Source organism: Pseudomonas sp. MWU13-2100 (assembly GCF_023242365.1).
In the GTDB taxonomy this organism is placed as follows: Bacteria; Pseudomonadota; Gammaproteobacteria; order Pseudomonadales; family Pseudomonadaceae; genus Aquipseudomonas.
The window spans coordinates 1-22,800 of record NZ_JALLIX010000012.1 but is presented as its reverse complement, the minus strand read 5'-3'; the positions used below and the strand labels follow the sequence as shown (position 1 = coordinate 22,800).

Here is a 22,800-nt window from a genome sequence, read left to right as displayed (position 1 = left end):
TCAGGTGGCTTTGACGACAATCGCCGTGATGTTGTCGGGGGCGCCCCGGGTCAGGCCCAGGTGCACCAGGCTGCGGACCACGTCATAGGGGTCGGCATGCGCCAGCACGTCGCGGATCTCGGCGTCTTCGGCGGTCTTGTTCAAGCCGTCGCTGCACAGCAGGTAGGTGTCGCCGGTCAGCACCTGGAACGGCACCATCGACAACTCCAGTTGCGCCTCCACGCCAATCGCCCGGGTGACGATGTTCGCCCGTGGGTGCACCCGCGCCTCGGCCTCGCTGAGCAAGCCGCTGTCCTGCAGGTCCTGGACATAACTATGATCGCGGGAAACGCTCTCCAGCTGACCGTCACGCAGGCGATACAGGCGACTGTCGCCGGCCCACAGGCAGACGCCCTCGGCCCCGCGCACCGCCAACAGCACCACGGTGCTGCCCATCATCGCCACGCCGCGGTGGGCGGTTTCCTCGCGCACGGCGGCATTGACCTCCGCCAGGCGCGAGCGCAGGGCCGAGGTGTAGATCGCCAGGGAGTCCGAGGGCGCAATACGCCGCAGGGTATCGACGATCAGGCTGCTGACGTAGTCCCCCGCCGCATGCCCGCCCATGCCGTCGGCCACCACCCAGAGCCCGGCGCCGGGCAGTTCCAGGAAGGCGTCCTCGTTGATCTGGCGGACCATGCCGACATGGCTGTAGCTGGCCGACTGGTAATTGATTGCAGGTGCGTGAGCCATCTAGATCGATGCCCCCTTGCCCAGAAGGAAACTGCCGAAATCGACGGTGGCCGGCAGGCCAGCGCAGCGCATCAGGCCCGCCTCGATGCGCTGCGAACCACGTCCCCACCAAAGGCTGCTACCGATGCAGGCCTGCTCGGCCAGGGCGCTGGCACGGCTTGGCGCATCGAGCGCGGCCAGGCGCTGCAACCCGGCGAAGACGCTGGAGGGCGCCTTGTTGGTGAATGGCAAACCACCCAGGTTCTCGACACCCTGATCGAACGCTTCGAAACCGGCGCCTTCTTCCAGGGTCGCCAGCAACAGGGCTTCGGCCTGCTCGAACCAGGCGTCCGCTCCGCCGACCACCGCCGCCAGGGCGTGCCCGGGATCGAGGGGTTGGGCCACGGTCAACGGAAAGTAGCGCCCGACCCGGTCGATGCTCGGCATCAACACCCCGGCCACCGCGTCCGGCCCACAGACGCCCGGCGCCAGCACAAAACGCCAGAGCGGGCTGACCAGGTACACACTCAACCAGTCAGCACCCAGTTGCTGCTGGCTGGCGAGCAAGCCCGAAGCCAGCCAGGCATCCCAGGGCTGGATAAAATTCTGTGGCAGACCACGGCTGACAAAGTCGCCGCGGCTGGCCAGCTTGCCGTAGAAACCCACCGTCGTCATAAGCGCTCCGGCAGGCTGAAGCCATTGAGCACGCGGCTCTTGAAAGGATTGAAGGCGCTGCTGGCGCGCAACTCGTAGGAGATGCTCGCACCATCCACCCGCAACCGCAGATTGAAGCGATCCGGCGCATTACCAGCCACCAGGTCCGATTGCTCCAGCAGACGGAACCAGGCCCAGGGACCGTCCAGGGTGATCCCGGAGCGTCCGCTGGCCGACGGCGGCGTGATCGACAGGCGCACCACGCCAACGCTGCCGGGGTTCGGCCATTGCATCGCCACCGGCCGGCTCGGACCGTGGTCATAACCGACCTGCTGGCCGTCGAGCTCAAGCTGGAACTGGGTGATGGACGCATCCATCGCCACTGGCTTGAGTTCGAAACGTACCGTCGGCTGGGTGCCGCCCGAGCGGAAGAACGCATCGCGAATCGCCGCGGCGCGCTGGAAGGTCTGCAATACGCCAGGGGCAATCCCGAGTTTCTGCGCCGCCCCCGGCTGCCAGCGCCAAGGGGTCGCCGAGGTGTCGACATAGGGCTGCAGGTACTTGCGGAAGTAGTTGTCCATCACCCCGCCGACCCCGAAGAACAGGCCGAAGTCCTCCAGCGTCGCATCCCGGGCACTGCCGGGCGTCAGCGGATAACGACCGCTGAGGGACTGCCGATAGACGTTGACCACTTCGCTGGTCCAGGCCGCGTTCAGTTGGTTGCGCACCCCGCCCATCATGCTGTTGGTGGTCGAACTGACCACCGACTTGACCAGCCCCTGGACCAGCGGCGGCTGGCGCTCGGCATTCAGGCTGACCCGCGTGGCGGCGGCCGAGGCCTGGTTCTTCGCCTCGCCGAGCAGGGCATCGCCACTGGCACCGGACATGGCGCTGACCTGCACATAGAGCGCATTCAGGTCCGCCAGCAAGGCATCGATGGCCGCCGGCTCACCTTCGCCCTTGTTGACCAGGGCATTGAGCTCGGCGAAGTGCGCGCTCACCGGGTCCTGCGTCTCCACCGGCACGGCGTTGCCCGCCGCCTGTTCCTGACCGAGCAGGGAACCGAGGCGTTGTTTGAGCTGGTCGACATTGCCCGCGACCGGCTTGCCCTGGGCTGCCAACTGGCGTTCCTCCTGCTGCAGATCGGTTTCCCTGGCCACCGCCACCAGCAACTTTTTCAGCGGCGAGGTCGGTCCGGAAATCACCCGCAGCACATCGGCGGCCTGGGCCACGCTGGTGATCGGCACAAAGTCGATATCGGCGAGCAAGGCATCCCACTGGCGCAGATAGTCCTGGAAATACAGGCGCCGTACATCCGCCGCCAGGCTGGCGACATTCTGCTGGTCGGCCGGGTCGCGGCCCAGCACCCATTGTTCCTCGGCAACGGTATTGGCCTGGTTCAGGCTGGTCAGCAGGAAGGCCTGCCGATAACCCTTGACGGTGAAGAAGCCGCTCAACGGATCGCCCAGGGGCTTGCCGCTCTTGCGACTGAACACCAGCGCCGCATCACGCCCGGCAGCCTCGTTCAGGCGGAAATCCACCACGCCGTCCGGCAGTTTCTGCCGTTTGACCCGGTCATAGACCCGCTGCGCCACCGGCAGCTGTTGCAACTGGCGACGCAGGTCGTCGATCAATCGTTCGTCCAGCCGGGCATTCGGTGGCCGACGTTCGAACAGCGCTTGCAGATGCTCGCCGAGGGCGGCGCGCTGCTCCGGCGGTAGATCCCGCGGCAGGCTACGATCCCAGTCGAGGGCGATCCAGGCCTTGATGAACTGCGGGTCGTAATGCTCGTTGTCGGCCAGCATCAGATAGGCTTTCAGGCCTTCGTAGAGGAAGTCCGAATTACCGCCGCCGTGCAGTTGTTCTTCGACGCGGGTCAGCAGGCGCGGCGCGAACACCGCGATCAGCAACTTGCGATAGACGCTGGCGGACTCGGCTTCGAGCATGTCGCCCTGGTACAGGCCCAGGCCTTCGGCCCAGCCTGGTGCGTCGCCGGCCAAGTGCTTGACCGCATTGAGCAACGGCAGCACCGCCAGCACGTCGCGTTGCGCCGAACTGAGTTCCTGCACGCTCTGGCCCAGGGGCGCGACCTTCTGGTCGACCTGGGCGATATAAGCCTCATTGGCGCGGAAACTCAGCCACCACAGCGTACCGACCACCAGCACCACCGCGACCGTGGTCGCCAGCACCCCACGCGCCAGCCATTTGCGCCGCTGTTCGACCTTGGGGTTGACTCCCACCAGCCCGCGCTCGGCAAAGGCCACGGCGGTGAACAACTTCTCGATAAAATAGCTGCGCCCGCTGCCGCTCTGACGCGCCAGCTGCTGGCGGTCGAGGCTCATGCTCTGGGCCATGGCGCCGATCAGGCGATCGATAGGACTGCCTTCCTGAGTGCCGCTGGTGAAGTACACGCCGCGCAGCAAAGCGCGGTCTTCATAGGCATTGGGCTTAAACACACCGTCGAGGAAATCCTGCAGACAGGTCTTCAGCGCACCGAACTGCTGCGGGAAACCGTAGATCAGGTCGCGCCGCACCGGGTCGCGCTCCTGTTGCAGACGCTCCACCAGCCGCGCGTTGAGGCGCTGCTCGAGCCCCATGAACTCTTCCTGAAAACGCGCCAGCGGACCGGCGGCGTGCTTGCCGTCGTCCAGGTCGAAGGTCATGCCCCAGACCTGGGCCCGCTCTTCCTTGCTCAGGGCGTCGAAGAACTCCATGAACCCCGGCACCAGGTCGAGCTTGGTCAGCATCAGATAGATCGGGAAACGCACGCCGAGCTGGGTGTACAGCTCCTGGATCCGCGCACGGATCGCCGTGGCGTGGGCGACCCGCTCCGCGTCAGTGCTGAGCAGCAAGTCCGACAGGCTGATGGCGATAAAAGCGCCGTCGATGGGCCGCCGCGAACGCTGGGTTTTCAGCAGATCGAGAAAACCCAGCCAGGCCGCCTTGTCCACCTGGGCATGGCTGTCCTGGGTGGTGTAGCGACCGGCGGTGTCCAGCAGCACGGCTTCGTCGGTAAACCACCAGTCGCAGTTGCGCGTACCGCCGACACCGCGAATCGCCCCGGCGCCGAACTGCGCGGCCAGGGGAAAATGCAGCCCCGAGTTGACCAGCGCGGTGGTCTTGCCCGAACCCGGCGGGCCGATGATCACGTACCACGGCAACTCGTACAGGTTGCGGCGTTCGTCACCGCCGAGCTTGGCTTTCTTGAGCAGCGCCAGGGCCTCGGCCATGCGTTGGCGCAGGGTCGCCAGCTCTTCGGCGGTGGCGACACTGGCAGGGTCCGGCGGGGTTTCCGCGGCCAGGCTCTGCATGACCCTGGCCGCCTGGCGCCGGGCCTGGATCAGGCGGAATACGCGGTAGGCGATCCACACCGCGAAAATCAACAGGATCAACGCCCAGCGTCGACCTTCCGGCACCAGCACTTCCAGCAGCGGACCAACGAACCAGATGATCAGGCTCAGGGCGATCAGCCCCAGCAGCGGGATCACCCAGCGCACGACAAAACCGAAAAACGCCTTCACTCGACTCCCTCCGCCAAGACTGTGATTTCCACCCGACGATTCTTCGCCCGGCCCTCGGCCGTGGCGTTCGAAGCCAGCGGCTCGGTGTCGCTACGCCCTTCGGCGCTGAAGCGCGCAGGCGTGCCGGTTTTCGCCGCGAGGATCTGCAGCACCTGCTCGGCCCGGGCCTGGGACAGCGCCCAGTTGGACGGGAAGCGCAGCGTCGCGATGGGCCGGTTGTCGCTGTGCCCGGTGACCCGCACCTGACCTTTCACTTTGCGAATGGCATCGGCGATGCGCAGCATCAGCGGCTGGTAGTCGTCGACAATGCTGGAGCTGGCCGAGGCGAAGAGTTCGTCGCCGCGAATAGTCACCACCGAGCGGTCGACCTTGTCTTCCACGGCGACCTTGCCGGCCTTGATATCGTCGGCCAGGAAGCCGGCCAGGCGCGGTCGTTCCACGACCTTGGGCTGGACCACCGGACGGTCGATGGTCTGCACCGGGATCTCGCCCAGGGCATGGATATTGCGAAACACCGGCTCGGCGTCGGCGGCCAGCTTCAGGCGCAGGCCGAACAGCAGGGCCAGCAACAACGCCAGGCCGATGGCGATACCGACCCAGGGCGGCATGAACTGGCTCAACCGATCACGCACCACCGCCAGGCCGCGCCAGTGCGGCGACAGCTCGCGCTCATATTCGCCGCGGGCACTGCGGATTGCCGCGCTGGTGCGCTCGCGCAGGGCATCGAGCTGGCTGCGACCGTCGATCATCACCCGGTAGCGGCCTTCAAAACCCAGGCAAATACACAGGTACAACAGCTCCAGCAGGTACAGGCGCTCGCGCGGACTTTGCAGGCAATGGTCGAGCAACTGGAAGACCTTCTCGCCACCCCAGGCTTCGTTGTGCACGGTGATCAACAGGCTCTGCTTGCCCCAGTCGCCGGCACTGCCCCACGGCGTGCTCAAGACCGCCTCGTCGAGGGCGGTGCACAACGCGTAGCGTGCCAGCAACACATCGTTGCGCGCCACACCGGCGCCTTCGGCGCGCTCCTCGAACTGGCGCAGGTAAGCCAGCAACTGCGCCCGCAGGCTGGCCGGCGCCGGATGAGCGATGGTGTTGCGCAACCGCGTCAGCAACGCCAGCAAGGGGCCGGCGGCGCTCTCCAGGGGGTTCAGGCCTTGGGACTGACCGATCGGCAGCGGCGCGGCCGGGACAGACAGCGGCGTCACCGGCTCGGCGCGGGCCGCTTCCGGTGCCCGGCCACCGGGACGCGGCATGAACTGGGTGCGGTCATTGGCGGGCAACGGCTGGCCCGACGGATCATCATTGGCATTCATCGCGGCTTATCCTCGGATTGCCCAGAAGGCCAGGTTCAGGCCGGGAAAATCGCCGGCGACATGGAAGGCGAAACCGCCGGAATTCACCAGTTGCTTCCAGTGCTCGCTGCCGCGGTCGAGTTCGTAGTAGGTCGACCCGGCATGGAACGGAATCTGCCGTGGTGCCACCGGCAGTGGCAGCAGGCCGATGCCCGGCAGTTGCAGGTTGACCAGGTCGCGGATGTGCTCCACCGAACCGACCTTGCTCTGCTGGGCGAAACGCCCGCGCAGGGTTTCGCTGGGGATATCGGCGCGCACCACGAGGATGAAACTGGCGCTGTCGATCAGGCTGCGGTCCGCCAGCATCGCCACATGGATGCCATAGGCTTTCTCGACAATCGGAATCGGCGTCGCCTTGCTGTCGATCAGCATCGACAGGGCTTCGCGCAGGGCCTGCATGACCGGCGCGAAGCTCAGCGCCAGGGCATCGTGTTGATAGGCCGGGAACGCGGCCGGGCGCCGACCGCTGCTGGCGAAGGTGGAAAACTCGCCGGCCAGGCTGACCAGCTCGCTGTACAGGCGCTCGGGGTGCAGCGGGCTGATCTGGTTCAGGTGGCTGATCAGCGGCTGGGCACGGTTGACCAGTTGCAGCAGCATGAAATCGGCAATCTCCGAGGCACCGCCGGCGCCCGAGGCCACCACGCGCCCGGCCAGGGCTTCGCCACGCTGGTGCAGCAGGCCCAGCAGCTCGCTGCGAAACGCCGTCAGTGGTTTGCTTGCCGCCACATCGAGCACTGGCGGCACATAGCTGTCATCGAGGACCAGAGCGCGATCGGCACGCTTCTCCTTGACCCGCACCAGACCGATGGCGGCGTAATCGCCCAGGCCATCCTCGGCGGTCAACAGACGCAAGGCCCGCGAACCCAACGCCACCGGCGCGCGGTTCTCGAACGGCGCGTTGTCGTCACGGACTTCGCGGACCTGGCTCAGGTAGCGCGCACCACCCAGTTCCTCACCTTCGTCGACAGTGTCCCGCGAGCCGGCGCGCTTGAGCGGCAAGGCCAGGTAGACCAGGCCGTCGCGCAGGCTGGCGTCGATGGTCAGCGGGCTTGGTGCCAGGTCATCATGAGGGATGTTGAACGGCGTGCCGTCCGGCAGCAGACCCCGGGCCGAGACGATGGCCAGCTTGCCCTGGGCCAACAGGCCCTGGTCGATCAGCAGCTCGGAAAAACCCCAGGCGCCGACGGCCAGTGGCCGGCTGCGCGCGTCGATCAGGTTTTCCAGATAACGGTCATGCTGCTGGAAGTGCTGCGTTCCGATGAACATGCCTTCCGACCAGACCACTCGATTGTTCCAGGACATGGCTTCTCCGTTTGCCTAGGGGGCGGTGCGGGTTGGGGTCACGACGATGGCACTGCGCACGGCGCGCACATCGAGGCTGATCTGATAGTCGTTGAGCTGCTTGGGCGTGATGGTCAGCAGCGTGCGCCAGAGTGCCTGGTCGACTTCGCGGTAGCCGACCACCAGGCCGACCTGGCGGGTCGCCGGGTTGAGGGCTCGCTCAATGTCCAGTTGTTCGCCGGGCCGGACCAGGACTTCGTCCTGGTCGATCAGGTCGGCACCGAGGGTCGCCTGGGCGCGTTCGGCCAGGGCGAAGTAGTCGGCGCGGTTGAAGTTGGCGCTGTTCTTCAGTTCGTAGATGCGCACGCGCACGGGGGCGGGCACACCGTCTGCACCGGGGTTGAGACCGGCAATGGCATGGAAATGCAGGGAAGCGGAGGCGCTATCGGCCACGGGGGCGTCAGCGGGCGCTGGGGCAGCCGCGTCCTTGGCACATGCGCCGAGCAGCAGCGTGAGGGCTGCGGCCAGTAAAACTCGGTAAATCATCCTGCGTCCTCAATGACGTTATGAGCTTTCCGTTAAATCCTGTTTTGCGATCAAGCTTTGGAACTGTGCTGCCTATGCCGGCCTCTTCGCGGGCAAGCTCCGCTCCCACAGGTTTTGCGCCGTACACAAAACCTGCATACGACTCGTCCTATTGTGGGAGCGGAGCTTGCCCGCGAAGAGGCTCTCGAGATCGCTAAAAGCTCCGCGGCGATGCGGCGTCCCGACAAGCCCTGCTCCTACAGGTCCATGGCGTTCTCAATGCCTTATCCCTTGCGCAACCGCGCACTGTGTTCCTCATACGCCCGACTGAACTCCCGCCCGAACAAATCCTGGAAATCCTCTTCGGCCTCGCGGGAAATATTCGTGTACAGCTCGGTGAACTGCTGCCAGTACTGGGCCTGGCGCGAACCGCTGAACAGGTTCGACAAACCACCGGGCTTGCCCATGCGGGTCTCGAGTTCCGACGGCTCAAAACGCTTGAGCAGGTGCTTGATCGCCGCTTCCACCCCGGCCATCACCGCCATCTGGTGCGCGCGCAAGTCATCGAAACTGTCGCTGACCGCCTGGTCCGGCGCCATGAACGCCTGGCTGCCGTGACGCAACAGCAAGAGCAGCGCTTCATCGACATTCGGGGCGAATTTCAACGGGTTGTTTTCCACCGGGCGGATCAGTGTCTGCTGCATGCGGAACTCGCCCTTGAGACTGCTGCGGGCCCGCAGCACATCGATCAGACCCTCGACCATCAGCCGGTAGCTGCGGCCGATGGCTTCCATCTGCGCCTCCACCTCGGCGGTGTCGATACGCAACTGGTCAAGGCCGGCACCACGCAGAAAGGCCTGCAGCAAATCGGCTTGGGGCGCGCCGCTCGACACCGCCACGGGGGCCGGCCGGCTAACCGGGGCCACTGTCGGTACAGGCAAGGGAGTCGGCGCCAGCGTGGGTGTCGGCTCGGCGATAACCTCGGCAATCGCCACGGGAACAGGCTCGGCCATCGGGGTGCTGAGCGGCATCTTGGGCGTATCGCCAAACAGGTCCCAGTCCTCGGGAATCACCCCGGCGCCCGGTGTTTTCGGCGGCGCCACGGGTGCCGGACTGATCACCGGCGTCGGTGGACGAAAGTCATGCTGCTGTGCCGGCACATGGTCCGACTGGGTCGCCGGAGGCACGCTTACCGGCGCCAGGAAATCAAACAGGTCGGGCAGCGTGTCCATCGCCGAACCGCCCTGGAAATGCGCGGCCGCGGTGCTGACCGGCGACGCGACCGGCACGGCGGCCGCGCGCCCCATCAAGGCTTCGAAACTGTTGGACGAATCGCCCCCCGAGAGGCTGTCCTGCGCCAGTTGCAGGTTGAAATCGATGCGCGCACGGATCTCGTACTCACCGATGCGGATGATTTCTCCATCCTGCAAGGGTTCGCTGTTACCTCGACGCAAACGGATACCGGCCTGAACTAACTCCACGCCATTGGTACTGGTATCGGTCAGATAGTAACGACCATCCTTGTATTGAATAACGCAATGTTTCGAGGAAACCAGCCGCTCCGGATCGGGAAGAACCCAGTCATTCTCGGAACTACGGCCAATTGCCATCACCCCGGTGTCCATGGACTTCTCCGGACATTGACCAGGGGTGATCTTGTGATAACTAGTGATAGTCAAACACAGCGACATTGCGCCTCCTTGCAGTACATCCACGCACGAGCCGCCCGACACAAACACCGTGCGCCGGGCCCCGCCATGGCCACCAAAATCCGCCAAAAAACCTATCTATTTCAGCCAGTTCGCTGATTCTAGCGAATTCTACCTACAAAATTATGAAAAACGCACACGGTCTGACCCAGCGGTCGATAGCCTTGACGAGTGTGTCACAACGGTAACAAAGGGCCGCTAGCTTACCTTGACAAGCTATAACTACTACACCAAAAATGCACAACTTCTTGTTTACAGGTGATAGCTCATTGATATCACTGCGTATATGCCAACAGGGAATATGAGAGTTTTCCGAAGGAACTTTCGGAATAAATGCCTGACTATCCAGCAGGCCGATAAGGAGATCGAATTTGGTGGATGTGCCGTTGTTGCTCGCCGCTGTTTCAGCGAACTCGCCCTGTGGCGAGGACCTGGAATATGACGCGCAATTCTTGCAATTGGAGCGTGATGCCCAAGGTAAACCCGAGCGCATCATGGGCGACTCGGTGCAAGCGGCCGAACCTCCGGCGTGGCGCGCCATCGAGCAGTCGAGCACGGCGCTCCTGCAACGCAGCAAAGACCTGCGCATCACCCATTTTCTCGTGCAAAGCGCCCTGGCCCTCGACGGTCTGCCGGGGCTCGCCAACGCCCTGACCCTGGTCAGCCAGATGCTCCAGCAGTACTGGGCGGAGCTCTATCCGCTGCTCGACGCCGATGACGACAACGACCCCACGGTGCGGATCAACGCGTTGTCGGGACTGGCCTGCGAGACCAATATCCGCCTGTTGCGCGAAAGTGTGCTGACCCGTTCCCGGGCCTTCGGCACCGTGACCCTGCGCGCCGCGCTGAATGCCAGCGGCCTGCAAGGCTTCTCCGACGAAAGCCTGAACGCCGACGAACTGTCCGGCGCCCTGCGCGACAGCGACCCCGAGCAACTGGCGGCTGTGCGCGCCGCGCTCAGCGAAGCCCGCGGCGCCGTCGACGCCATCGAGCGTTTCGTCAGCGACCAGGTCGGCTCAGCCGAGGGTGTCGACCTCAGCGCCTTGCGCCAACCGATCAAGCTGGCCTTGCAGATCCTCGCCGAATACGCCCCCGGCACCGACACCGGCGAATCAACCGCAACCGGATACGAGTCGGAGCCCGCCGTGCATGGCAGCGACAGCGTCGCCCCGGTCGCCCCGCGCAGCGCGCCGCCGGGTGAGATCGGCAACCGCGACGACGTCCTGCGCAGCCTCGAGCGGCTGCTGAACTACTACGCCCGCCACGAGCCCTCCAGCCCGCTGCCGGTACTGTTGACCCGGGCGAAAAACCTGGTGCACGCCGACTTCGCGACCATTGTGCGCAACCTGATTCCCGACGGCCTGTCCCAATTTGAAAACCTGCGGGGCCCCGAGGGCGAATAAGCCCGCCGGGACCGCGCCGCTTAGTTAACGGCAACCACCGATAACGCCAACACCGTCGCTTGAGCGACCAGGAGCAACAACGTGGCGAACACCAGCTCTCAGAAATTCATTGCGCGCAACCGCGCGCCACGGGTCCAGATCGAGTACGACGTAGAGCTCTACGGCGCCGAGAAAAAGGTCCAGTTGCCCTTCGTCATGGGCGTGATGGCCGACCTCGCCGGCAAGCCCGCCGAGCCCCTGCCAGCGGTCGCCGACCGCAAGTTCCTGGAAATCGACGTCGACAACTTCGACTCGCGTCTCAAGGCCATGCAGCCGCGGGTGGCGTTCCATGTGCCGAACGAGCTGACCGGCGAAGGCAACCTGAGCCTGGACATCACCTTCGAAAGCCTCGAGGACTTCAGCCCGGCCAACGTCGCGCGCAAGGTCGATGCCCTGAACAAGCTGCTCGAAGCCCGTACCCAGCTGGCCAACCTGCTGACCTACATGGACGGCAAGACCGGCGCCGAAGAAATCATCATGAAGGCCATCAAGGATCCGGCGTTGCTCCAGGCCCTGGCGAGTGCGCCAAAGCCCCAGGACTCCGAGCCCAGCGCTTAATCAGGACGAACGATCATGACCCAGTTGCAGCAAGACAATCAGGCGTTGCCCGGCACCACCACCGAGCCCAGCGAATTCGCCAACCTGCTGATGCAGGAATTCAAACCCAAGACCGAGCGTGCCCGCGAAGCCGTCGAGGGCGCCGTGCGCACCCTGGCCGAGCAGGCCCTGGCGCAGACCGACCTGGTGTCCAACGACGCCATCAAGTCCATCGAATCGATCATCGCCGCCATCGACGCCAAGCTCACCGCACAGGTCAACCAGGTGATCCATCACCCTGAGTTCCAGCAGCTGGAAAGCGCCTGGCGCGGTCTGCACTACCTGGTCAACAACACCGAAAGCGACGAGCAACTGAAGATCCGCGTGCTGAACATCGCCAAGCCGGAACTGCACAAGACCCTGAAGAAATTCAAGGGCACGGCCTGGGACCAGAGCCCGATCTTCAAGAAGATGTACGAAGAGGAATACGGCCAGTTCGGCGGCGAGCCCTATGGCTGCCTGGTGGGCGACTACTACTTCGACCAGTCGCCACCGGATGTCGAGTTGCTCGGCGAGCTGTCCAAGGTCTGCGCCGCCATGCACGCGCCGTTCATTGCCGCCGCTTCGCCGACCGTGATGGGCATGGGCTCGTGGCAGGAACTGTCGAACCCGCGCGACCTGACCAAGATCTTCACCACCCCGGAATACGCCGGCTGGCGCTCGCTGCGTGAATCGGAAGACTCGCGCTACATCGGCCTGACCATGCCGCGCTTCCTGGCGCGCCTGCCCTATGGCGCCAAGACCGACCCGGTGGAAGCCTTCGCCTTCGAAGAAGACACCGACGGTGCCGACAGCGCCAAGTACACCTGGGCCAACGCGGCCTACGCCATGGCGGCGAACATCAACCGTTCGTTCAAGCACTACGGCTGGTGCTCGCGGATTCGTGGCGTCGAATCCGGCGGCGAAGTGCAGAACCTGCCAGCCCACACCTTCCCCACCGATGATGGTGGCGTGGACATGAAATGCCCGACCGAAATCGCGATTTCCGACCGTCGCGAAGCCGAGTTGGCGAAGAACGGCTTCATGCCGCTGCTGCACAAGAAGAATACCGACTTCGCCGCGTTCATCGGCGCCCAGTCGCTGCAGAAACCGGCCGAGTACGACGATCCGGACGCCACCGCCAACGCCAACCTGGCCGCACGCCTGCCGTACCTGTTCGCCACCTGCCGCTTTGCCCATTACCTCAAGTGCATCGTGCGCGACAAGATCGGCTCGTTCAAAGAGAAGGACGAGATGCAGCGCTGGTTGCAGGACTGGATCCTCAACTACGTGGACGGCGATCCGGCCCACTCCACCGAAACCACCAAGGCCCAACACCCATTGGCGGCAGCGGAAGTGGTGGTCGAGGACGTCGAGGGCAACCCGGGTTACTACACCTCCAAGTTCTTCCTGCGGCCGCACTATCAGCTCGAAGGCCTGACGGTGTCGTTGCGCCTGGTATCCAAACTGCCGTCGGCGAAAGGGGCGTAACCCCCAACCCTGGCGGGCAACGCAATTCCTTTTAGGAGCCGAGCTTGCTCGCGATCGAGTGCGCAGCACTCGCAAAACCAGCGGACGCGGTCTTCCTGAAAGACCGGGTTCTCAGGATTTACGACCGCTTCGCGGCCGATCGCGAGCAAGCTCGGCTCCCACCAAGGACCGCGCCATCCGTCACAACAGCGAACCCGTCGTCAACCGCGGCGGGTCCTGGCTAACAACATCGTGGTGAAGACCACACTGGAGAAAACATGGCTGTTGATATCTTCATCAAGATCGGCGACATCAAGGGCGAGTCCCAGGACAAGGCCCACAAAGAGGAAATCGATGTCCTCAACTGGAGCTGGGGCATGTCCCAATCCGGCAACATGCACATGGGCGGTGGCGGCGGTGCCGGCAAGGTCAATATCCAGGACCTGTCGCTGACCAAGTACGTCGACAAGGCCTCGCCAAACCTGATGATGCATTGCGCCAGCGGCAAGCACATCGACAAGGTCACCCTGGTAGTGCGCAAGGCCGGCGGCGAAAGCCAGGTCGAGTACATGAAGATCGACCTGGAAGAAGTGCTGGTCACCTCCCTGAGCACCGGCGGTTCGGGCAGCGATGACCGCCTGACCGAAAACGTCACCCTGAACTTCGCCCAGGTCATGGTCGAGTATCAGGAGCAGAAAGCCGACGGTTCCAAGCAAGGTGGCCCGGTCAAGTTCGGCTGGAACATCCGCTCGAACACCAAGCGCTGATCCCCGTGCCCCCGACGCTCAGCGTCGGGGGCATCTGGTGTTACCCCGAATTCGATTCATTCCCGGTGTCCGAGCATGGCCAAGCCTTCGTTTCCCGTTCAGTGGCGCTGCCGCCCCGCAGTGTCCAGCCCCTGTGACGTCGCGCGATGAGCAACGTGCCGAGCGACCTCACCCTGCGCGAACGCCTGCAACCGTCGCTGCTCGACCGGCTGACCGACGACGAGCCGGGCAATCTCCAGGAAGGCAGCGACAAGCGCGTGCTGTCCCTGAGCCAACTCAAGGCCTCGGTGCTGCGTGACCTGACCTGGCTGCTCAACAGCACCAGCCTGCTCGACGCCGACGCCACCCTGCACACCCCGGCCGGTACTTCGGTGATCAACTACGGCCTGCCGGCACTGGCGGGCAACAGTGCCTCGAGCATCGATGTGGCCGCCCTCGAAGGCTTGATCCACACCGCCATCACCACCTTCGAACCGCGCATCCTCAGCCATACGCTGCGGGTCCGGGCCCAGGTCGCCCACGGCGAGATGAACCACAACGCCCTGAGCTTCGAGATCGAAGGCGACCTCTGGGCATTGCCGGCCTCATTGCCGCTGCTGCTGCGCACCGACCTCGACCTGGAATCCGGCCATGTCCGCGTGGTGCCCGGCGAGCAACGGAGACGTTCATGAACCCGCGCCTGCTCGACCTGTACAACCAGGAACTGCAACACGTGCGCGAAAGCGCCGCCGAGTTCGCCAAGGAGTACCCGAAGATCGCCGGGCGCCTGACGCTGTCCGGGCTCGACTGCGCCGACCCCTACGTCGAGCGCCTGCTGGAAGGCTTCGCCTACCTCACCGCGCGGGTCCAGCTCAAGCTCAACGCCGAGTACCCGACCTTTACCCATAACCTGCTGGAAATCGCCTACCCACACTACTTGGCGCCGACACCGTCGATGACCGTGGTGCAGTTGCAGACCGACCCGGATGAGGGCTCTCTGGCCAGCGGTTTTACCCTGCCCCGCGACAGCGTATTGCGCGCCACCCTGGGCAAGGACACCCAGACTTCCTGCGAATACCGCACGGCCCACGCGGTGACGCTGTGGCCGTTGCAGGTCAGCCAGGCCGAGTATTTCGGCAATCCATCGGCAGTGCTCGGACGCCTGGCCGCCAGCGAACCGAAAGCCAAGGCCGGCCTGCGCCTGACCCTGCGTACCGGCGCCGAGCTGCCGTTCAACCAGCTCGACCTGGACAGCCTGCCGCTGTACCTCAACGGTGCCGACGAGCAGCCATTTCGCCTGTACGAGCAACTGCTGGGCAATGCCTGCGCGGTGTTCGCCCGTGCCCCGGGCGGCGACTGGGCCGAGCGCCTGCCCGCCGACGCCCTGCGCGCCTGCGGCTTCGACGACCGCGAAGCAGCGATGCCGGTGGTGGCCCAGGCTTTCCAGGGCTATCGGCTGCTGCAGGAATACTTCGCCCTGCCCCAACGCTACCTGTTCATCGAATTCGCCGAGCTGGGCCGTGCGGTCAAACGCTGCGCCGGCCAGGAACTGGAACTGATCGTGCTGTTCGAACGTTTCGACCCCAGCCTGGAAAGCAGCGTCGGCGCCGCGCAGTTCGTGCCGTTCTGTACCCCGGCGATCAACCTGTTCCCGCGTCGGGTGGACCGTATCCACCTGTCCGAACGGGTCAACGAACACCATGTGATCGCCGACCGCACCCGGCCCATGGACTTCGAGATCCACTCGCTGACCGGCGTCACCGGCCATGGCACCGGGCCCGACCAGCCGTTCCTGCCGTTCTATGCGGTGCGCGATCCGTCCCGCTACGGCCGCGACCAGGCCTACTACACCCTGCGTCGCGAACCACGGGTGCTGTCCAGCGAACAACGACGCAAAGGCACCCGCTCAACCTATGTCGGTAGCGAAACCTTCATCAGCCTGGTGGACAACCGCCAGGCGCCCTACGGCCACGACCTGCGCCAGCTGGGCGTCAGCGCGCTGTGCACCAACCGCGACCTGCCGCTGTTCATGAACGTCGGCGGCGGCAAGAGCGACTTCACCCTGGCCGACAGCGCGCCGGTCTCGGCGATCCGCTGCCTGGCCGGGCCCAGTCGCCCAAAGGCCAGCCATGCCCATGACAACCAGGCCTGGCGTCTGATCAGCCAGCTGTCGCTGAACTACCTGTCATTGAGCGAAGCCGGCCAGGGTGCCGCCGCCCTGCGCGAACTGCTGCGCCTGTATGGCGAGAGCAACGACGCCGCGCTGCAATTGCAGATCGAGGGCCTGCGCGAAGTCAGCAGCAAGCCCTGCACCCGGCGCCTGCCGATGCCCGGGCCGATCGTCTTCGGCCGTGGCCTGGAGATCACCCTGGAATTCGATGAAAACGCGTTTCGCGGCACCGGGGTGTTCCTCCTCGGCGCGGTGTTCGAACGCTTCCTGGCACGCTACGTGTCGATCAACAGTTTTACCGAGACGGTGATCCGTACCACCGAACGCGGCGAGATCATGCGATGGAAAGCCAAGCCCGGACGCCGTCCGACCCTGTGAGCACGCTCACGGCGATGCAGGCCGAACCCTGGGAATACGATTTCTTCCAGGCATTGCGGCGTATCGAGTGCGAATCGCCGCAGTTGCCGCGCTTCGGCCATTCCCAACGGCTGGCCGACGACCCGTTGCGCCTCGGCCAGCAGCTCGACTGCGCCTTCGCCCCGGCCACCCTGGCGTCCATGACCCCGGCCAGCGACACCACGCCGGCGCGACTCGAACAGTTCTTCTTCGGCCTCGGCGGGCCCAACGGCCCGTTGCCGCTGCACCTGACCGAGTACATGCGCGAACGCCAGCGCAACAATGCCGACAGCACCAGCAAGCGTTTCCTCGATATCTTCCACCATCGCCTGCTGAGCCTGTTCTACCGGGCCTGGGCCGAAGCGCGGCCGACCGTCAGCCATGACCGCCCGGACGACGACTACTGGTCCGCGCGCCTGGCTGCCCTGAGTGGCCGGGGCATGCCCAGCCTGCTGAAACAGGGGCTGATCGCGGACACCGCCAAGCTGCACTTCAGCGGCCACCTCGCCGCCCAGACCCGCTACCCGGATGGCCTGCGCGCCATCCTGCAAGCGTATTTCGGGCTGCCGGTGCAGATCGAGGAATACGTCGGCCAATGGCTGCACCTGCCCGAGCGCAGCCGCGTCGGCGTCAGCGCGCACCAGCTGGGCGTCGACTTCTGCCTGGGCCGGCATGTCTGGGACCGCCAGCACAAATTCCGCATCCGCGTCGGCCCCCTCAAGCTGGCCGACTACATGGGCCTGCTGCCCGACGGTGAACCCTTCCGCCACCTGGTGGCCTGGGTCGCCGAATACCTGGGGCACGAGCTGGACTGGGACCTGAACCTGGTCCTGGAACAGCCGCAAGTGCCCAAGCTGCAACTCAACGGCCAGTTCCGCCTGGGTTTCAACACCTGGCTCGGCCACCCCCAAGAAGATGCCAAGGACCTGATCCTGGCCCGGCACTACGCCGATCAGGCCACCTCGGCCCACCATTCAAGGAGCCCGGACCATGGGTGAAATCAGCCGCGCCGCGTTATTCGGCAAACTCAACAGCATCGCCTACAAGGCCATCGAAGCCGCCACGGTGTTCTGCAAGCTGCGGGGCAACCCCTATGTGGAACTGAGCCACTGGCTGCACCAGTTGCTGCAATTGCAGGACTCCGACCTGCACCGCCTGATCCGCCAGTTCAATATCGAGCCGGCGCGCCTGGCCCGCGACCTGACCGATGCGCTGGACCGCCTGCCGCGCGGCTCGACCTCGATCACCGACCTGTCGTCCCACGTCGAAGAAGCCGTGGAGCGCGGCTGGGTCTACGGCAGCCTGATGTTCGGCGAAAGCCAGGTGCGCACCGGCTACCTGATACTCGGCATCCTCAAGACCCCGAGCCTGCGCCATGCCCTGCTGGCGCTGTCGTCGGAGTTCGACAAGATCAAGGTCGAGGCCTTGAGCGAACGCTTCGACGAATACGTCGGCGATTCGCCGGAAAACCACCTGGGCGCCAGCGACGGCTTCACGGCCGGGGCGGTGCCAGGCGAAGCCAGCGGCGCCATGGCCCCCAGCGCCATGGGCAAGCAGGAAGCCCTCAAGCGTTTCACCGTGGACCTGACCGAACAGGCCCGTAGCGGCAAGCTCGACCCCATCGTCGGCCGTGACGAGGAGATCCGCCAGTTGGTCGATATCCTCATGCGTCGGCGCCAGAACAACCCGATCCTCACTGGTGAAGCCGGCGTCGGCAAGACCGCCGTGGTCGAAGGCTTCGCCCTGCGCATCGTCGCTGGCGACGTGCCGCCGGCCCTCAAAGATGTGGAACTGCGCAGCCTCGATGTCGGCCTGCTGCAAGCCGGTGCGAGCATGAAAGGCGAGTTCGAACAACGCCTGCGCCAGGTCATCGAAGACGTCCAGGCCTCGCCCAAGCCGATCATCCTGTTTATCGACGAAGCCCACACCCTGGTCGGTGCTGGTGGCGCCGCCGGTACCGGTGACGCGGCCAACCTGCTGAAACCCGCCCTGGCCCGTGGCACCCTGCGCACCGTGGCCGCGACCACCTGGGCCGAGTACAAGAAGCACATCGAAAAAGACCCGGCCCTGACCCGCCGTTTCCAGGTGGTGCAGGTTGCCGAGCCGTCGGAAGACAAGGCCCTGCTGATGATGCGCGGCGTCGCCTCGACCATGGAAAAACACCACCAGGTGCAGATCCTCGACGAGGCGCTGGAGGCTTCGGTGAAGCTGTCGCACCGCTATATCCCGGCGCGCCAGTTGCCGGACAAGTCCGTCAGCCTGCTGGACACCGCCTGTGCCCGGGTGGCCATCAGCCTGCATGCGGTGCCTGCCGAGGTCGACGACAGCCGTCGGCGTATCGAAGCGCTGGAAACCGAGTTGCAGATCATTGCCCGCGAGCATGCCATCGGCGTCGATACCGCCGTGCGCCGTAGCAACAGCGAGAACCTGCTGAACGCCGAGCGCGAACGCCTGGCCGAGCTGGAAGTGCGCTGGGCCGACGAGAAAGCCCTGGTCGACGAACTGCTCGCCACCCGCGCCGAACTGCGCGAAAGCGCCGGTGTGGTGGACCGCGAGGCTGGCACTGAACAGAGCCACGTCCTACGGGAAAAACTGGTCGACCTGCAACGGCGCCTCAGCGCCCTGCAAGGCGAAAGCCCGCTGATCCTGCCGACCGTGGACTACCAGGCGGTGGCCTCGGTGGTCGCCGACTGGACCGGCATTCCGGTGGGCCGCATGGCTCGCAACGAACTGGAAACCGTGCTCAACCTCGACCAGCACCTGCAAAAACGTATCATCGGCCAGGACCATGCGCTGCGGATGATCGCCAAGCGCATCCAGACCTCCCGCGCCGGCCTCGACAACCCGAGCAAGCCGATCGGCGTGTTCATGCTCGCCGGCACCTCGGGCGTGGGCAAGACCGAAACCGCCCTGGCCCTGGCCGAAGCCATGTACGGCGGCGAACAGAACGTCATCACCATCAACATGAGTGAGTTCCAGGAAGCCCATACCGTCTCGACACTCAAAGGTGCCCCGCCCGGCTACGTCGGCTACGGCGAAGGCGGCGTGCTGACCGAAGCGGTGCGGCGCAAGCCTTACAGCGTGGTGTTGCTGGATGAGGTGGAAAAAGCCCACCCGGACGTGCACGAGATCTTCTTCCAGGTCTTCGACAAAGGCGTGATGGAGGATGGCGAAGGCCGGGTGATCGACTTCAAGAACACCCTGATCCTGCTGACCACCAACGCCGGCACCGAACTGATTTCGCACCTGTGCAAGGACGCCGACAACGTGCCCGACCCGGAGGAGATCGCCAAGGCCCTGCGCCAGCCGCTGCTGGAGATTTTCCCGCCGGCGTTGCTCGGGCGCCTGGTGACCATTCCTTACTACCCGCTGAGCGACAGCATGCTCAAGGCGATCACCCGCTTGCAGTTGGGGCGGATCAAGAAGCGCGTGGAAAGCACCCACAAGGTGGCCTTCGATTTCGACGACGCGGTGGTCGACCTGATCGTTTCGCGCTGCACCGAGACCGAAAGCGGCGGCCGGATGATCGATACCATCCTGACCAACAGCCTGCTGCCGGACATGAGCCGCGAATTCCTCACGCGCATGCTCGAGGGCAAGGCGCTGGCGGGGGTGCGAATCAGTGAGCGGGATAACGAGCTGCATTACCAGTTCAGCGACGCGGGCGCCTGAGCCGACGCTTTCGCGGGCAAGCTCCGCTCCCACAGGTCCTCGGTCGTTCCCACATTTTGTGTACGACCGAGGACCTGTGGGAGCGGAGCTTGTCGGATCGCCGCACCGCCGCGAAGAGGCCAGACCAGACCACACAGAATCCAGAGATAACCCATGCTATTCACCCAAGCCACCCGCCTGGCCCAGATCAACAGCCCCCTCGGGCCGGATGTCCTGTTGCTCAAGGATTTCGGCGGCGGCGAGGAGCTCGGGCGGCTGTTCGACTACGAATTGCACCTGACCTCCAACGACGGCGCCCTGGACCTCAACCAGTTGCTCGGCAAACCCATGAGCCTGTCGCTGCAGGTCCAGGGCGGCCTGCGTTACTTCCACGGCATCGTCGCCCGCTGCAGCCAGAACGTCAGCCAGGGCCAGTTCGCCAGCTACTCAGTGACCCTGCGTCCCTGGCTCTGGCTGCTGACCCGCACCTCCGACTGCCGGATCTTCCAGCACCAGAGCATCCCGCAGATCATCAAGCAGGTGTTCCGCGACCTCGGTTTCTCCGACTTCGAAGACGCCCTCAGCCAGCCCTATCGCGAATGGGAATACTGCGTCCAGTACCGCGAAAGCAGCTTCGACTTCGTCAGCCGGCTGATGGAGCAGGAAGGCATCTACTACTACTTCCGCCATGAAAAGGACCGCCACGTGCTGGTCCTGGCCGATGCCTACGGCGCCCATCACAGCGCCCCGGGCTACGAGTCGCTGCCCTACTACCCGCCGGACGGCCAGCATCGCGAACGCGATCACCTCAACGGCTGGCACCTGGCCCAGGAAGTCCAGCCCGGTTCCCTGGAGCTCAACGACTACGACTTCCAGCGCCCCAGTGCGCGGATCGACGTGCGTTCGGTGATGCCGCGCCCACACACCGCCGGTGACTATCCGCTCTACGATTACCCCGGCACCTACGTGCAAAGCCAGGACGGCGAGCATTACGCACGTACCCGTATCGAAGCGATCCAGAGCCAGCATGAACGCGTCGAGCTCAACGGCAACGCCCGCGGCCTGGGATCCGGGCATCTGTTCAGCCTCACCGGCTTCGGCCGCCAGGACCAGAACCGCGAATACCTGATCGTCGGCGCCCGTTACTACATTGCCCAGGAAAGCCTGGAATCCGGCGCGACGGCGGCCGGCGCGCAGTTCGAAAGCAGCCTGAGCTGCATCGACGCGCAACAGAGCTTCCGCTCGCTGGCGAACACCGCGCGGCCTACCGTCAAAGGCCCGCAGACCGCCGTGGTGGTGGGTCCGGCCGGCGAGGAAATCTGGACCGACCAGTTCGGCCGGGTCAAGGTGCACTTCCACTGGGACCGCCACGACCAGTCCAACGAAAACAGCTCCTGCTGGATTCGCGTGTCGCAAGCCTGGGCCGGCAAGAACTGGGGTTCGATGCAGATTCCGCGGATCGGCCAGGAAGTCATCGTCAGCTTCCTCGAAGGCGACCCCGACCGGCCGATCATCACCGGCCGGGTCTACAACGCCGAACAGACGGTGCCCTACGACCTGCCCGCCAACGCCACCCAAAGCGGCATGAAAAGCCGTTCGAGCAAGGGCGGCAGCCCGGCCAACTTCAACGAAATCCGCATGGAAGACAAGAAAGGCGCCGAGCAGCTATACATCCATGCCGAGCGCAACCAGGACATCGTGGTCGAGGTCGACGAGAGCCATGCGGTGGGCCACGACCGCAACAAGAGCGTGGGGCGCGACGAGACGGTGACTATCGGCTCGGTGCGCCTGCGCGCGGTCAAGGACGACGACATCCTGGTGGTCGGCCGCAAGAAGACCGACAGCATCAGCCAGAGCTACGTCATCGAGGTCGGCGAAAACCTGCGCCTGGTCTGCGGTGAAAGCGTGCTGGAGTTGAATGCCAGCGGCCAGATCAACCTCAGCGGCGTGCAGATCAGCTTCCATGCCTCGGGCGATGCCGAATTCAACACCGGCGGCACCCTGCACCTGAACAACGGCGGCGGCCCCGGCGCAGCGCCCGAAGGCCAGGGCGTCAAAGGCAGCATCGACGCCAGCGTCGAGGCAATGTTCCCCAAGCCCAAATAACGAGACCCGCGAGCCATGACCTATCGCCTCAATGAATTCCAGTTCGCCCTGCCCGAGAGTGAGCTGCTGGACGCCTCGATCAATATCCTCAAGTTCCCGGAGCTGGGCACCTCGCTGATCGTCAGCCGCAGCCAGCTGGCCGAGGGCGAGACCCTGCAGAGCAACTTCGACGCCCAGCTCAAGCGCCTGGAACAGCAGGTCCAGGAACTGCGCTACCAGCCGGGCCAGGCCGTGCGCCTGGGCGCCGATCAGTCGGTGGACGGCATCGAGCTGCGCAGCCAGTTCAGCAAGGGCGCGGAGAAGGTCTTCCAGTACCAGCTCGCGCTGGTACTGCCGGGCACCCGCAAGATGCTCGCCCTGAGCTACGTCAAGGCCGACAAGCTGGGGGATGCCGAGGCCACGCATTGGGCGACGATCAAGCAGTCCCTGCAATTCGACCGGGTGTCGTGACGGGCACGATGCATGTCTCACGCACTGTGGGCCGCCCGGC

The 22,800-nt window shown here is 64.9% G+C and carries 17 protein-coding genes; 10 read left to right on the top strand and 7 right to left on the bottom strand.

The window, feature by feature from the left end; translation table 11 throughout:
- From M5B99_RS10670 to tagH, 7 genes are all read right to left on the bottom strand, one after another.
- Entirely contained in the window at positions 1 to 729 is a 729-nt protein-coding gene (locus M5B99_RS10670; protein WP_248803990.1) for a PP2C family protein-serine/threonine phosphatase, read from the bottom strand.
- Positions 730 to 1,383 (bottom strand): type VI secretion system-associated protein TagF, encoded by a 654-nt coding sequence (tagF, locus tag M5B99_RS10665; protein WP_248803989.1) that lies wholly within the window; start codon positions 1,381 to 1,383, stop codon positions 730 to 732. It abuts the gene before it with no gap.
- Complete coding sequence (gene tssM, locus M5B99_RS10660) at positions 1,380 to 4,883, bottom strand: type VI secretion system membrane subunit TssM (protein WP_248803988.1); 3,504 nt, start codon at positions 4,881 to 4,883, stop codon at positions 1,380 to 1,382. The genes tagF and tssM overlap by 4 nt, the downstream gene beginning before the upstream one ends.
- The gene (locus M5B99_RS10655; RefSeq protein WP_248803987.1) at positions 4,880 to 6,199 is read right to left on the bottom strand and encodes a DotU family type VI secretion system protein; all 1,320 of its coding nucleotides are present in this window, start codon (positions 6,197 to 6,199) and stop codon (positions 4,880 to 4,882) included. The genes tssM and M5B99_RS10655 overlap by 4 nt, the downstream gene beginning before the upstream one ends.
- Positions 6,200 to 6,205: 6 nt before the next feature.
- Positions 6,206 to 7,540: a type VI secretion system baseplate subunit TssK gene (tssK, locus tag M5B99_RS10650; protein WP_248803986.1), complete on the bottom strand. Its 1,335-nt coding sequence runs from the start codon at positions 7,538 to 7,540 to the stop codon at positions 6,206 to 6,208.
- 15 nt (positions 7,541 to 7,555) lie between these two features.
- Positions 7,556 to 8,065, bottom strand: coding sequence for a type VI secretion system lipoprotein TssJ (gene tssJ, locus M5B99_RS10645; protein ID WP_248803985.1), 510 nt, complete (start codon positions 8,063 to 8,065; stop codon positions 7,556 to 7,558).
- Positions 8,066 to 8,328: 263 nt separating this feature from the next.
- Positions 8,329 to 9,735: a type VI secretion system-associated FHA domain protein TagH gene (gene tagH, locus M5B99_RS10640; RefSeq protein ID WP_248803984.1), complete on the bottom strand. Its 1,407-nt coding sequence runs from the start codon at positions 9,733 to 9,735 to the stop codon at positions 8,329 to 8,331.
- A 392-nt stretch (positions 9,736 to 10,127) separates the two neighbouring features.
- Here tagH and tssA point away from each other — a divergent pair, with 392 nt between their 5' ends.
- The 10 genes from tssA (at position 10,128) to M5B99_RS10590 (ending at position 22,760) form a co-directional block, all read left to right on the top strand.
- Entirely contained in the window at positions 10,128 to 11,156 is a 1,029-nt protein-coding gene (gene tssA / locus M5B99_RS10635; RefSeq protein WP_248803983.1) for a type VI secretion system protein TssA, read from the top strand.
- 81 nt (positions 11,157 to 11,237) lie between these two features.
- Positions 11,238 to 11,753: a type VI secretion system contractile sheath small subunit gene (tssB, locus tag M5B99_RS10630; protein WP_103495520.1), complete on the top strand. Its 516-nt coding sequence runs from the start codon at positions 11,238 to 11,240 to the stop codon at positions 11,751 to 11,753.
- 15 nt (positions 11,754 to 11,768) lie between these two features.
- The gene (gene tssC / locus M5B99_RS10625) at positions 11,769 to 13,262 is read left to right on the top strand and encodes a type VI secretion system contractile sheath large subunit (protein WP_103495521.1); all 1,494 of its coding nucleotides are present in this window, start codon (positions 11,769 to 11,771) and stop codon (positions 13,260 to 13,262) included.
- Positions 13,263 to 13,519: 257 nt separating this feature from the next.
- Positions 13,520 to 14,008, top strand: coding sequence for an Hcp family type VI secretion system effector (locus M5B99_RS10620; RefSeq protein WP_177094000.1), 489 nt, complete (start codon positions 13,520 to 13,522; stop codon positions 14,006 to 14,008).
- Between the two features lie 146 nt (positions 14,009 to 14,154).
- Complete coding sequence (gene tssE / locus M5B99_RS10615) at positions 14,155 to 14,679, top strand: type VI secretion system baseplate subunit TssE (protein WP_263860478.1); 525 nt, start codon at positions 14,155 to 14,157, stop codon at positions 14,677 to 14,679.
- Positions 14,676 to 16,535: a type VI secretion system baseplate subunit TssF gene (gene tssF, locus M5B99_RS10610; RefSeq protein ID WP_248803982.1), complete on the top strand. Its 1,860-nt coding sequence runs from the start codon at positions 14,676 to 14,678 to the stop codon at positions 16,533 to 16,535. The genes tssE and tssF overlap by 4 nt, the downstream gene beginning before the upstream one ends.
- Entirely contained in the window at positions 16,499 to 17,551 is a 1,053-nt protein-coding gene (gene tssG / locus M5B99_RS10605) for a type VI secretion system baseplate subunit TssG (RefSeq protein ID WP_248803981.1), read from the top strand. The genes tssF and tssG overlap by 37 nt, the downstream gene beginning before the upstream one ends.
- A complete protein-coding gene (gene tssH, locus M5B99_RS10600) occupies positions 17,544 to 20,225 on the top strand; it encodes a type VI secretion system ATPase TssH (protein WP_248803980.1) in 2,682 nt (893 codons plus the stop codon). The genes tssG and tssH overlap by 8 nt, the downstream gene beginning before the upstream one ends.
- A gap of 153 nt (positions 20,226 to 20,378) precedes the next feature.
- Complete coding sequence (locus M5B99_RS10595) at positions 20,379 to 22,310, top strand: type VI secretion system tip protein VgrG (protein ID WP_248803979.1); 1,932 nt, start codon at positions 20,379 to 20,381, stop codon at positions 22,308 to 22,310.
- A 15-nt stretch (positions 22,311 to 22,325) separates the two neighbouring features.
- Positions 22,326 to 22,760, top strand: a complete 435-nt coding sequence (locus tag M5B99_RS10590; protein ID WP_248803978.1) for a DcrB-related protein — start codon at positions 22,326 to 22,328, stop codon at positions 22,758 to 22,760.
- The last annotated feature ends 40 nt before the right edge of the window (positions 22,761 to 22,800 follow it).

Bases quoted from the DNA above. Each gene is read 5' to 3' on its own strand.
- M5B99_RS10670 (WP_248803990.1), bottom strand. From the start codon at position 729: ATGGCTCACGCACCTGCAATCAATTACCAGTCGGCCAGCTACAGCCAT.
- tagF (WP_248803989.1), bottom strand. From the start codon at position 1,383: ATGACGACGGTGGGTTTCTACGGCAAGCTGGCCAGCCGCGGCGACTTT.
- M5B99_RS10655 (WP_248803987.1), bottom strand. From the start codon at position 6,199: ATGAATGCCAATGATGATCCGTCGGGCCAGCCGTTGCCCGCCAATGAC.
- tssK (WP_248803986.1), bottom strand. From the start codon at position 7,540: ATGTCCTGGAACAATCGAGTGGTCTGGTCGGAAGGCATGTTCATCGGA.
- tssJ (WP_248803985.1), bottom strand. From the start codon at position 8,065: ATGATTTACCGAGTTTTACTGGCCGCAGCCCTCACGCTGCTGCTCGGC.
- tagH (WP_248803984.1), bottom strand. From the start codon at position 9,735: ATGTCGCTGTGTTTGACTATCACTAGTTATCACAAGATCACCCCTGGT.
- tssC (WP_103495521.1), top strand. From the start codon at position 11,769: ATGACCCAGTTGCAGCAAGACAATCAGGCGTTGCCCGGCACCACCACC.
- M5B99_RS10620 (WP_177094000.1), top strand. From the start codon at position 13,520: ATGGCTGTTGATATCTTCATCAAGATCGGCGACATCAAGGGCGAGTCC.
- tssE (WP_263860478.1), top strand. From the start codon at position 14,155: ATGAGCAACGTGCCGAGCGACCTCACCCTGCGCGAACGCCTGCAACCG.
- tssF (WP_248803982.1), top strand. From the start codon at position 14,676: ATGAACCCGCGCCTGCTCGACCTGTACAACCAGGAACTGCAACACGTG.
- tssG (WP_248803981.1), top strand. From the start codon at position 16,499: ATGGAAAGCCAAGCCCGGACGCCGTCCGACCCTGTGAGCACGCTCACG.
- tssH (WP_248803980.1), top strand. From the start codon at position 17,544: ATGGGTGAAATCAGCCGCGCCGCGTTATTCGGCAAACTCAACAGCATC.
- M5B99_RS10595 (WP_248803979.1), top strand. From the start codon at position 20,379: ATGCTATTCACCCAAGCCACCCGCCTGGCCCAGATCAACAGCCCCCTC.
- M5B99_RS10590 (WP_248803978.1), top strand. From the start codon at position 22,326: ATGACCTATCGCCTCAATGAATTCCAGTTCGCCCTGCCCGAGAGTGAG.